The following is a 12,296-nucleotide window of genomic DNA, read 5'->3' on the forward strand; positions in this document are numbered from 1 at the left end:
CATCCAACCATAGAAAGCAATCCTTTGCTGCCTACATATACCTCACCAGCATGAAAGCATTCATCGTAACATGTAGTACGTCTCATGCGTATCAAATCCCGTTTTCCTTTTAAGTGGATATCTGACTTCTTATGACAAGAAAACATAACCAATCTGTAACTGATCGTTGACATCATGCGATAGATTATTTACTTTAAACATAAGATTTCAAACAGAAGCGACTTTCTGAACATTAAAAAAAGACTTGGGGTCATCGTGTCGTCTAAGACGGTCTCAGCAGAATTTGGCTGTTGTCGTGTTTTATGTAAAGCAAAAATGAAGCCTTATCGGTATTGATGGTAAGATCAGACAAAGCACGAAACATCAGATGATGAACAAACTCAGGAGGAACTCTCAACTATGAATCTACTTTGGCCTTATTTGATCATTTTCCTGTTTGCCGCTACTCCCATGTTTGAGGTTATAGCAATGATTCCAATTGGAATTTTTGCTGGGCTGAATCCCATTTTCGTTTCCTTGGTAGCGCTAGTGGGTAATGCCATTACTGTTTTTCTACTTATTTTACTAATGGAAAAAGTACAAATATGGTTACAGAAAAAACGCGGTGACAAGGAACCAAGCAAACGTCAGCAGCGTGCAAGGCAGCTCTTTAAAAAGTATGGATTGCCTGGGCTAAGCATTTTAGGCCCTGCTCTAGTCGGAAGTCATCTTACTGCGATAATGGGAATGTCTTTTGGGGCAACCCGACAACAAATGTTGTTGTGGATTGGTATTAGTCTTGTTGCATGGACGGGGCTTGCTATGGTCATTGGATATTTCGGAGCTGATCTTATGAATATAGGTGAGCAGAATGGATTTTTGATGCGAATACTACAGAAATAGTTCGTTACATAACGATTGCTCTACAAATCAAAAAGCCTGGGGAATATCATATTCCACAGGCTTTTGACTATAGTGCTTAATCAAAGCATCTTTTTCCATTGACATAATAGCTATTCGTCTCAAACACACTAAAAGCTATCTCTACTTCCGGTATACCCTGCGCCAAAACGTGTCTGGACACACATTCCGCAAAACGATCCCTTACCTCTGCTCCTCGCTCAAACCAATACACGTGGATAAAAGGATAGGTCTCTACTTGCTTCCCTTCAAAGATAGAGATCGTTGGTATGCACTCCATGATAAAATTATCTGTTCCACAGTCACAAATCTCTGCTAGCTCGCAAAGCAAAGACTCGCTCATGTTGCATGCCTGTTCGGTGGAAATCCCACGCAATAATAATTGAGGCATGTTTATTCCCCCTTTTTGTTGTTACTTCCCGTCTGCTATAAAAGCAAGGAATACTGCGCTATCGTTATTTTCGGCTTACAGCTTTTCTACACGGAAAGTATGTGTAAAGACAAATTGCTCCCCCGGCTCCAGACCACGAGCCCCTGTCTGCTCTGCTGCTACATCTAAATTAAAAGCATCTGTGACAGCCGTGTATGGCTCAAGAGACACACTGTTATTCCAGCTAGGTTGGAAGACTAGCATGAATGGGAATTGATCTCCAAATTCATAAACAATTTTATGACTTTCTTGCTCATCAATCAGTTCGCAACTGGTGGTTCCATCCTCTACTGTAACAAAAGCATGATCTCGTCCTTTTGGCATATCAGGATAGGCTAGCCCCTTGGTTAATTGCTGACACAAATCAGTTGAGGTCGGTGAACCATCTACGAACCCTTCCTTATTTACGGGCCACTCTAGTTTTGAAGAAACCTGCATGATTGTTTGCTGTTCGTGCCCCTGCTTCACATGGAAATAAGGATGGAATCCTAACATAAACGGAGCCGCCACTTCGCTCTCGTTCTTCACTTCCCCCTCCAGACGTAGAACGCCATCTTGTAAAACATAGGTAAAGCGAAACACCAGACGTGCCTGAAATGCCTCCAATAAATCAGGGTGATCGGCAAAATCAAACTCGGATTCGACGAACGCACCACGATCAGCTTTTGCACCGCGAGCTATCACGTTCCAAGCGCGTACACGTAATTCTCCGTGAGAATGATGCTCCCCTTTGTTTAATCCGAGTTGATATTTCTTTCCGTTAAAGGAAAAGCTTCCATGTCTAATTTTATTGGGCGGAAACAAAATCGGATTTCCAAAACGGGCAGAAGCATCCCTGATCATGGAAATTTTTTCAGGTGATACAAATACCTCATGATTATTCACTGAAAAACGAAATAAATTATTTCCAAGCCCTGGCACTAGATGAGCTTCCGCTGGATATTCTGCATCAGTTAGGACATATGTTATGTAATCGTCTACTTTTCGTTCCGCTACTTGATATCTTGTCATGACAATCTCCTTTCCCTCTTACCGCATCATAATTGAGCAATGTCTCATTTCCATGATTCATGGATGTTCTTTCATTTTGTAGTGTAACGCAATCCGAAATTAAAAAACAAGCAAATGCGCTTAATGAACCCATTCTCTAAAAGGAATTGTTAGCTGGAAACCACATGATTTCATATGGTACGATTTCCGATAGAGAACTTGTGTAAAAAGACAGGAGGGAATGACGGCATGGGTTACACTACTTATGCCACATTGCTTTATCAGATAGATAAAGATCATGTGCAAACGATTGTAAAGCAACATAACATCAAATCCTTTCTTTATCCAATCAACCAAAATTGGACCGCAGTCATGCTAGCTGAGGAAGAAGAGGGAAGTGATGAATTCGCTGCTTACATCTCGGAAATTACGGGGCAACTCAGTATCTATGTGGTTCATTTGCCCGATCACGCTTGGGGATTTTCCAGCTATGTGAACGGTGAAGCTTTGGTTTCTTTGTTCGTTCCTTATAATGATTTCACTCCTGAGAGGCATTTGGAAGGTACCTTATCGGCTTTGTCTGATTGGGTGGCATGCTCGACAAGCTTTGAGAGGTTTCTGAACTACATGCTATTACATGAACAAGACCAGAACACACATGAAAAAGCTAGGACACTCTTTCTTCAAGCCTTCGATATAACTGGTGTGGAAGGCTGTTCCTACGCATTCTTATCTAGCCAAACAGCTCAATTTCTGCAACAGCATCGCATCCTTGTAAATAAGTGCCGGCGTTCACCTGTTCGAGTAAATAAAATGGTCAGGGCTTGCTTGCAGGAGCAATTGCTTAAAGCTGGTTTTATTCTGTCTGAAGCCGTCTTTCCCCCAACTGAAGCAGTTGCAAAAACAGGTAGCAGAGCCCTCGAACAGTTTGCTTTTTATTGTACAACTCCTGCTATCACGAATACCGGCTTGCTCTTATCGTTTCATAAAAGGCAACGAAGGTTCACTGCTTCATTGCAGCATGAGAGTTACGGCAGTATTGATCTATGGACCTGGTCTGAAGAGAAATGGGGTCGCACACACGGCGTAGCCCAATGGAAAAGCTATGCAGATGAACAAGAGCTGTCGGAATGTTTATATGAGGTACTCCATTTATTTTTGGAATATGGTCCCGCTTTCTTCCAGCAAATCGATGGAAATCTGGAGTTATTTTCATCCCGTGATCTCTTGATCGAGATTGCAGATCCACCTTTGGCAGCTCGCGGATTCGTACGTGAATCAACCAAAGAACAAACCCGTTATGCAAATGATCAATATGAAATATCATTTACGCATGCATCCTACCCGCGTCAGCTATTTGGACGCTTTCGTCATGTAGCGGAGCCAACAGTTTGGCATAATCTTCATCCATTTTGGCTCGATCAATGCTATTATTGTAAAAAAGCAGAATTTATTTACCTTTTAGAGCACATGCTTCAGACCTTTGAACGTCAAACAACCTAAGTGCTATCTATAAGTAATACACATTTCTTACATACAAAGGTGGTTCTTTCCATGCAGGCTTGGTTGCTTTTTGCATTATTATCTGCCCTGATGGCAGCATTGGTATCTATTTTCGGAAAAATTGGGTTAAGTCAAGTGGATGCAAATACGGCAACTGCTATTCGAGCTGTTATTATGGCTTTATTTTTACTTGGTGTGGTTCTTTTTGAAGGAAAATGGAGTGCCTTTGGCGAAGTTATTGCCAACAAAAAGGCTCTTTCCTTCATCGTGCTAAGCGGTGTAGCTGGAGCATTATCATGGTTATTTTACTTTGTGGCCTTAAAATATGGAAAGGTCGCTCAGGTTGGGCCCATTGATAAATTAAGTGTCGTGCTGGCTGTTGGTTTAGCTTTTGTATTTCTTGGCGAACGCGTTAGCCTCATTGGCGGTATCGGCATTGGACTAATTGCCGTTGGAACTTTATTAGTGGCCTTTGGTTCGTAGCCATACCTTGTTATTGCCTGATGTTTGTCAGGCCTTTCTTTTATCACCTAATAGAACGTATATTCCTATCCTCTTTCACAATGAAAAAAAGCGATCTTGGCTGGCTAGCACAAGATCGCTACCGAGTACTACGCGCCTCGGTTTTTAACTCATACTTTCTCCACGCGGCCACTGCGTATAAGCCACAGATGCAAGAAATACTCGGTTAGACCGAAAAAAACAGCGAAAAAGAAAATACCATCCATCCCCATTTTTGTTCCACTAAAGATAAATTTAGTAAAGAAGACGACAACCAAACACATGAGCATATCAAGAAAAGTCGTTAACCATAATGTACCTGGCTGCAAAAACATTACTTCCATTAACTGACCAAGGAGTGCTACCACTACACCTGCTACTACAGGTTCCCACCAATAAGGATAATAAATGCCACCATACACATTATCTAGTAACAGGAATAAAAAAGGAGTCAGAATTAGCTTTATCCAGAATCCACGCAACGTTTTCATACCTCCTCTAACTACTTCATAGCCTTGTTATAAACAAATTTAAGGATTGTATACCTTATTTGGGCTACTTTTTGGTAAAAATCTGTGAGGAAAGAAGGGGTCAACTCATGAGCACTTTATTTCAAGATAGTATGCATTACGTCACTATCGGCGAAATCATTCGCAATTATCGGCAGCAAGCCAACCTTTCAATCACACAGCTTGCCTACATGACTGGGATTAGTAAGGGCGTCATCTCCAAAATTGAAAATGCTGATACGAAGCGTCCAGAATTAAAAACATTAAAACCCCTCGTCGAACACCTGCACATCCCCTATGCAGAAATTATCGAAGCGTATTTATTGGTGGAACCACGGCTTGAAATAGTTGAGGAGCTGTTGGAGGATGCCCTCCTCATTGGCAATATACAGCTCGTGCGCAAAGTTGCACTTAGTTATTTAAAGTCTCCTCAGGAAGAGACCGACCGCCTGCTCAATAGGTTATATGAACAAACTCAACTAGTAAAAGACAGTGTGTTAAAACAAACGCTGTACGATCTCATGGCTCAGTATGCGAGAGACCACGGCTTGCTACAGCATTTGGCTCAACTTTTTCTCCAATTATATGTAATGGCACAACAAAAAGAAGCGGACTTCGAATCCGCCTTTTACCTAGGAAAAAACGTTTTATTTTATGCTGATCTCCTGCCTGCTGAGCAACAAATCCAGCTATACCAGCACATTAGCATGCATGCCTATCTATTAGGCCGCTACGACGAATCCATCTTGTATAGTAAGGAGCTATTGCAGATTGCTCAACGCAAGCCTACTGACACGATTGAGGCTTACCGCACCTTATTTTATTCATCGTATGCATTGGAGGATTTCCAGGGAGCAAAAGAGGCTTTTATTTGCTATAGTCAAATCTCCCGCACTTCCTCTTCTGAGCATTACAGACTAATGAGAGCATTGCTTGAGTATCGAATAGGTAATAAAGCAACCGCTATTCGGCAGTTTAAAAAATGTCTAACGCATGCTAGCCGTAAAACCATTCTCGCAGTGGTCAATCAGCTCATGGAGATATACTTAGATTATGGCCACATTTCGAATATTTCCTCTTTACTTGAGGATAAAGATCTTTGGAGCATCCAACCCGAAACTTATCTTGAAAAAAGAAGCTACGGTCATTTTTATCGTTTACTAGGTCAATATTATCAGCAGTTAGGTAAGTTTTTGCAAGCAGAACAAAGTTATTTGCACAGTCTCATCTGCTATGGCGATTACCATCCACAGGGCAAGCAAGAGTCCCTTAATCGACTGCTGTATCTTTATCAGCATCGCTAAGCGTAATGACCCGAAATCCATAATCAGTCTGCTGGCTTCCTGTTTCCTGGAAAATCTGTTCTCCCGCTCGTCTGATTCGTTCCTGGCCTAGCTCACAAATGGTTCGGTAGCCTTGATGATAAGCTGTAGAAGTAGCTGGTATGGCTTCTGGTAGCTGAATCATGATAAATTTACGTTTTCCCCCATCTTCTGCATTAAGCTGCATAACAGCATGGGCGGTAGTAGAAGACCCTGCAAAAAAATCTAAAACAATGGATTCTTTTTGCGTGACAATCTCCAGCACCTTTTTCATTAAGCGTTCGTCCTTTGGAAAGGGAAAAAGTTGACCATCCATGAGCTTTCGCAAGCGTTTCATCGCCCTTCTGCCATCATGATAAAACACGCTGTATGGAACCTGATGCTCTGTGTCATGGAGATATCGTTTTATACAGGGGATCGTTGTTTCATCTATACCAAAATGGATCAAATCTGCCTGTAGGAATTCTTTCATGCGTTGTTCGGTATAAGCCCAGCCTCTCGCCGGAACCTTAACAGGCTTTTTAGTAACGGGATGCAAGACATCATAGACAGGTCCCCCACCGCCCGGCCAAGAGATGTCTCCTGGAAAGTAAACTCCTTTTTCATCAATTGCGGCATAATGGCTGTGCTGCTTAGAGGCGTGGTTCTCTGGCAATGTGCGAAACCATTTTTTTAATTCCCGACTCGCCTCACGATATTGTCCGTTATATTTTTTGGCAAGATGCTTACCTTGCTTGTAAATTTCCGCCAGGCCTGTTTTTTTCTCACGCCAAACTTTTCGGTGTTGTTGCAGATAGCTTACATTTTTTCCATATACCAAAATAAATTCATGCGAGATCGATATAAACTTGGCGTCATTTTTTCTGCCTCCGCTCCAAATAAACTCACCTACATAATTTTGCTCACCATAAAGCTCATCACAGATAAGGCGCAGATTTGCAAATTCCTTTGAATCAATACTAATGAGGATAACGCCATCCTCTGTCAGTAGCTGTCGTGCAATTGCCAAGCGGGGATACATCATCGTAAGCCAATCGTTATGCATGTTTTCTCGCCATTGCTGATCAAATGCAGAAGAGTGTTTATGCAGGATTTTGCTCTTCATTTTACTGTGGTAGTTATCTTTATAAATGAAGTTTTTACCGGTATTATAAGGTGGGTCTATGTAGATGCATTGTATTTTACCTGTATGTGTGCTACATAGAAGTCGCAATCCATCTAAATTGTCCCCTTCTATATACAGATTTTCTGTTTCACTGGCATTTTTAGAACATGCTACATTAAGTGTGGGAGTGGGGAACGCTGGTTTCAATGATGCCTCCTGTATTGCAGTCCTCTTACTCGGCCAAAACAACCCGTATCTATCATCGTGTAAGGTATCCTCGCCAAACAGCTTTAACCATTCACTCCTTACCAGAATTCCTTGATGAAACAAGCTCGGGAAATGCTCATTTAGCTTTTTGCGATTCTCTTTTTGCCACTCAAGTAGGTCTTGCTTTCGTTCCTCCAATTACTCGACACCTCCACTGTAATAGGAAACCTACTTCTATTACGTTCTCTGGATACATATTCGTCATTTTCAAATTTTTTCCTTTCCAGAAGCTAAGTCTAAAAGAAGAGGCTAGAGTATGAGGATTAGCTGTCTACTTGGATTAAACTTCTTCCCTAAATGGCTTGCGGAAGCTGATAGTTCGAGGGTTTTTCATCAAAAAAAGGCTGCTCTCCCGCTTAGGAAAACAGCCTCTCTATTGTCACAGAGCGATTAAATTGTATAAACCTTTCGACTTGGTAACTCCAGACAGTGTAATTTACCTCCGTAAACACAGCCTCCGTCAATGCCGATAATTTTATTTTTACCAAAATAAACATCTGTACTGCCATCTGCATGTAAATAGTTTGTAGATGTATGTCCAAAAATGACTGTCTTTTCTCCCGCATATCCATTATGAAATTCTTCACGTATCCAGAGCATTTCCTGCTCGTCCATTTCGTCCAAAGATTTGTCTGGATGCACCCCTGCATGAATGAAGATGTATTCCTCTGTCTCATAATAGAGCGGTAATTGTTCTAAAAATCGAATGTCCTCTAGGAGCTGGGCGGGTAATTCCAGCTTAATCCCCGGCGCATCCTTCTTAGGTAATATTTTAGGTGGTTCATTTGAGCCTGGTTCTGGTCTGATCACCTGTTGAAAGGCTTCTTCTTCTGTTAAAGGCAATTCCAATCCATAGAGGCGCAATGTTGTAGGCGCATTGTTACGCATCCACCTGCCCATCCAAAATTTATTGGCAATAGTTAAGGCCTTGATCATCATATCCTCATGATTTCCTTTTAAGGCAATAGCTCCTGCCTGAGTCAGTTCCTTTACTTTCGCGATAACTCCCTTGGAATTGGGGCCACGATCTACGTAATCGCCTAACAAGATGAGCTGATCCTTGTCTGCATGGTAATTCGCTTTTGCTAATAATTGTTCCATTTTATCCAATTCTCCATGAATATCGCTCATTACCAGTGTACGTTTCATGCTGTCTCACTTCCTTTATCTGTCTACGGTATGGGGAGTTTTTGTTTCCATTGTATTACCTTACATGAGCTAGAAGAGGGTGACAAGGTTTATTCAGAAAAGAGGTAACTTTCTCAAAACAAAAATACCAACAAAAGAAGCATACAAGCAGACTTTTTAGATGTCATCCCCGATTACAATAGTAGCAGTGCCGGCTTACTCCAACCCTTCTAAAAAGCAAAAAGTCGGGATATTCGCATCCTGTAGCTTGCGACCATGCTCATCTTGAAACTCATTTCGTCCCCTTGAACGAACCCGTGTGTAATATTCATAAGGGTTTATTACGGAAAAATCACCCTGTAGCACTCCAGGGAATGCTTTATTAACTGAATATTCCTGGCTCTTGTAGGCCTGCAATGCCTTCCCCTTGTGAGCCTTATAGTTTGAAATATCAACTTTTGCTGTTATAGGGAACGTTGCTTGTGGAGGACGCTCCTTACAATGATCGTAATAATGGGGAATGGAGACATAATACAAATCAGGATATTCCTGTTGGGGTAGTTGTTCTTCATAACGTTTCACCGCTGTTTCTACCGCATGAGAAAGCGCAATATGATCGGGATGACCTGTAACGCCATCTGGTGGAAAGGTGATGATGATCTGAGGGTTAATAGACAGGAGCGTCTGAAGTACGCGTTCGGTGAGCACGCTTTGGTCCATCTGGGCCAGCCCGCCGTCTGGAAAGCGATATAACAGCAATTCGGCTACTCCCAAGACGCTGAGGGCACTGCTTAATTCGCGCTCACGCAAGACAGCCAGCTGCTTTTGACAGGTGATCGAATAGGGTCCGCACTTTCCTTTATCTCCTGAAGTAGCTGTCACCAAATAAATTAGCTGTCCTAATTCGCTGTATTTTGCCATGGTTCCTGCGCAGGCAAACGATTCATCATCGGGATGTGGAAAAAGAAACAGCAGACGCCTTACTTGAGCATTCTCGCTTGCTTTCCTCATGCTACTCCCTCCCTTTGTGCCCTGAATTTATTAGGTTGACAGTAGAGGCTTAAGAACTACTCATGGCAACAAGCCCCATAGCAATTACTCCTTGAATGGGTTCTTGCTCATTCTCGTCCACGATTGCTTGCGGAGCATATTCACTAATTGATTGAATAAGCCTTTGTCTTACGAGTGGCTCATGCTTCAGCACGCCTCCTTGTAAAATAACCTGACAAGCTAACTCTTGTAAGTCAAGCTGATCCATGACTGTTTTTATACCTGCAAACAATTCATCTGCAGCTCTTTCTAAAATCCGGTGTGCTGTTTGATCTCCTTTGTGCGCTGCTCTACTTACAAGGCGGGATAGTTCACCTACTCTGTCCACTGAATACGTTTTTTCATTATAGACCCAGTGAAAAAGCTGTTCTACATCTTCTATTTGCAAATAGGTAAGGACTTCCTCTGCAAGCAATGTAGCATCCGAGCGTCCATCTGATGCTTGAAATATAGCCGTTAACGCTTGTTTGCCGATCCAATAACCACTACCTTCATCACCTACTAGATGTCCCCAGCCGCCAACTCTGCTTCTCTTTCCATCCTTACCTATCCCACAAACAATGGACCCCGTGCCGGCAATGGCCAATATGCCAGGCTTACCACGTGTGGCACCTAGAAGGGCAGCAACACAATCGTTTTCAACAATTAGCTTCTTTATTTGAATGTTCAAATCAAATAGCACTTGGTTCACTAGCTTTACTATGATAGCTCGATCATAGGAAGTATCTAGACCAGCTATGCCAAAAACAGCGCAGTCTACTTGTAGTGGAGCATTTATTTGAGAATGATTCTGTACCTGTGTAGGCATGGCTTCATTGATTGCTCTTTGAATCGCCAATTTCAACTCATATGTAGCTGACTCCACACCTTTTCCATGATAGTTACATGATCCAGCCATTCCTGTTCCCAGTACCTGCTGGTTGTAATTCACGAACATCGCCAAGCTTTTTGTGCCTCCTCCATCTACCGCAAGAAGAGGAATATGCCATTGGTTCATGTGTTATCACTCCATGTTGACAAGATTTCATCCAATTGTGACAAGGCGGATTGACAACGCAATGCTGCTGTCTGCCACCAGTTGTGCATCAGCTCCTGTGTTGATTTTCGCGTTTCAATCATGCGCATCATTTCTCTGGGGCTAGGGCCACCCGGTAAAGAACGGATGGTGACAAAATGTACAGGATCAAGCGCTTCAGCAAGCTCTGCCTCAGTAAGTACCACTTCTCTATGAATCACATGTTGGGCTGCCTCATTTACCATGTGAAGTGTTATTTGATCGGCTGTTATTTTCTGCTTGATCGCCTGTTGTACCACATCGCTGACAATACGATGCGAGGTTCTAAAAGATAGCTTATCTGTACGTACTAATGTATCCGCTAATTCTGTCACTGTGGCAAAGCTTCCCTTAACACGTGCCGAGAGCACCTCTTTATTGATTTGCATCGTTGTAATGACAGCAATTAGTAAATGATACATGTTATCTAAAATGGACAAGCTTTTCCATACATACGGCTGCATGTCATCTTCTGTATCCACAATATCACCAAACGGTGTGTTATGCATCATCGAAAGCACTGTATTAGTCGTGCCTACGCAGCTGGATAATAAGGAACGCATATGCTCCAAGGAAACGGGATTGCGCTTTTGCGGCATAATAGAGCTGACTTGCACATAGGGATCGGCCACTCTCACAGCGTTACATTCTTGCGTGCACCACAGCAGAAAATCCTGCACCGATCGCCCAAGATTAATCGCAGCTAATTGAACTGCCAGCATCGCCTCGCCAAGATAATCTGCACCGCTAATGGCATCGTAGGAATTTTCCACCATTTCATCAAAGCCTAATAATTCTTGCATGTGAGCACGACTGATCGTAAAGCCCGAGGTGGTCAGTGCCGCCGCGCCCATTGGACTTTTATTACAATTGTCATAAGCAGAGCGTATTCGGCGCAGATCGCGTTCCAGAGAATCTGCCATCGCCATTACATAGTGAGCAAGGGTGGTGGGTTGTGCCTGTTGAGTATGTGTGTAACCAAGCATGATAGTATCGATGTGCTCTTCGGCTACTTGCAGTAAATATTCATGCAGAAGCACTCCCGTTGAATAAGTCGCAAGTAGCTTCTCCCTTAGCACCATTCGATACATGCAAATACCCATATCATTGCGGCTACGAGCCAAGTGTAAATTGCCGGCAATGTCACCTGCTTGCTCTAGCAATTGATTTTCTACCTGAAAAAATAAGTCCTCATATTCACCTGTGTAACCAGACTTTCGCAAAGCGTCTATATCTAGCTTCTGTAATGCATCTGCGATTTGTCTTGCTTCCTCCTTAGAAAGCAATCCCTGCTCTTTTAACATGATTAGGTGGGCCTTATTGATAGCCAGCATGGGAGCTAATAGGTGGGCCTTTGCCTCTTCATAAGCTGGCTCCAAAACCACCTTGGCATAGGTTTTCCCTGGGAAGCTTGTTCCTTCCTGATTGTACATTCTCGCTTGTCGAGCTTGAAATTTCATGCGGGATGCCTCCTTGTCTATTTTTATGGACCTTGCCTTCCATACATCCGTGCAGAGGGTCCCTGTAAGATGGAGAC

General features: G+C 42.7%; 12 protein-coding genes. 4 read left to right on the top strand and 8 right to left on the bottom strand.

Annotation, left to right across the window (positions count from 1 at the left end; genetic code table 11):
* Positions 1-399: 399 nt before the first annotated feature.
* Positions 400-882, top strand: a complete 483-nt coding sequence (locus tag BRLA_RS17410) for a small multi-drug export protein (RefSeq protein ID WP_003336578.1) — start codon at positions 400-402, stop codon at positions 880-882.
* Positions 883-958: 76 nt separating this feature from the next.
* On the opposite strand, the gene BRLA_RS17415 is transcribed toward BRLA_RS17410, so the two are convergent.
* Positions 959-1,291, bottom strand: coding sequence for a DUF1904 family protein (locus tag BRLA_RS17415; RefSeq protein ID WP_003336576.1), 333 nt, complete (start codon positions 1,289-1,291; stop codon positions 959-961).
* Between the two features lie 75 nt (positions 1,292-1,366).
* Positions 1,367-2,341 carry an aldose 1-epimerase gene (locus BRLA_RS17420; RefSeq protein WP_003336575.1) on the bottom strand — a complete coding sequence of 325 codons (975 nt, stop codon included), beginning with the start codon at positions 2,339-2,341 and terminating at the stop codon, positions 1,367-1,369.
* Positions 2,342-2,569: 228 nt separating this feature from the next.
* On the opposite strand from BRLA_RS17420, the gene BRLA_RS17425 reads away from it, so the two are divergent.
* The gene (locus tag BRLA_RS17425) at positions 2,570-3,823 is read left to right on the top strand and encodes a hypothetical protein (protein WP_003336573.1); all 1,254 of its coding nucleotides are present in this window, start codon (positions 2,570-2,572) and stop codon (positions 3,821-3,823) included.
* 51 nt (positions 3,824-3,874) lie between these two features.
* Complete coding sequence (locus tag BRLA_RS17430; RefSeq protein ID WP_003336572.1) at positions 3,875-4,306, top strand: EamA family transporter; 432 nt, start codon at positions 3,875-3,877, stop codon at positions 4,304-4,306.
* 149 nt (positions 4,307-4,455) lie between these two features.
* Here the strand turns inward: BRLA_RS17430 and BRLA_RS17435 are convergent, their stop codons facing one another.
* Positions 4,456-4,815 (bottom strand): hypothetical protein, encoded by a 360-nt coding sequence (locus BRLA_RS17435; RefSeq protein ID WP_003336571.1) that lies wholly within the window; start codon positions 4,813-4,815, stop codon positions 4,456-4,458.
* Between the two features lie 107 nt (positions 4,816-4,922).
* Between BRLA_RS17435 and BRLA_RS17440 the strand changes: the two genes are divergently transcribed.
* Complete coding sequence (locus tag BRLA_RS17440) at positions 4,923-6,137, top strand: helix-turn-helix domain-containing protein (protein ID WP_003336570.1); 1,215 nt, start codon at positions 4,923-4,925, stop codon at positions 6,135-6,137.
* Here the strand turns inward: BRLA_RS17440 and BRLA_RS17445 are convergent.
* The 5 genes from BRLA_RS17445 to argH all read right to left on the bottom strand — a co-directional run bounded on the left by BRLA_RS17445 (position 6,103) and on the right by argH (position 12,219).
* Entirely contained in the window at positions 6,103-7,665 is a 1,563-nt protein-coding gene (locus BRLA_RS17445; RefSeq protein ID WP_041752318.1) for a site-specific DNA-methyltransferase, read from the bottom strand. The two genes, BRLA_RS17440 and BRLA_RS17445, sit on opposite strands and share 35 nt — an antisense overlap.
* Before the next feature lie 252 nt (positions 7,666-7,917).
* Entirely contained in the window at positions 7,918-8,676 is a 759-nt protein-coding gene (locus BRLA_RS17450) for a metallophosphoesterase family protein (protein ID WP_003336566.1), read from the bottom strand.
* Between the two features lie 195 nt (positions 8,677-8,871).
* A complete protein-coding gene (locus BRLA_RS17455) occupies positions 8,872-9,666 on the bottom strand; it encodes a PIG-L deacetylase family protein (protein ID WP_003336565.1) in 795 nt (264 codons plus the stop codon).
* A 49-nt stretch (positions 9,667-9,715) separates the two neighbouring features.
* Positions 9,716-10,702, bottom strand: coding sequence for an N-acetylglucosamine kinase (locus BRLA_RS17460; RefSeq protein ID WP_041752320.1), 987 nt, complete (start codon positions 10,700-10,702; stop codon positions 9,716-9,718).
* On the bottom strand, positions 10,699-12,219 hold the full coding sequence (argH, locus tag BRLA_RS17465) for an argininosuccinate lyase (RefSeq protein WP_003336563.1): 1,521 nt from the start codon (positions 12,217-12,219) through the stop codon (positions 10,699-10,701). Before argH ends, BRLA_RS17460 begins: the two co-directional genes overlap by 4 nt.
* Positions 12,220-12,296 lie beyond the last annotated feature (77 nt).

It is taken from the genome of Brevibacillus laterosporus LMG 15441 (assembly GCF_000219535.2).
In the GTDB taxonomy this organism is placed as follows: domain Bacteria; phylum Bacillota; class Bacilli; order Brevibacillales; family Brevibacillaceae; genus Brevibacillus_B; species Brevibacillus_B halotolerans.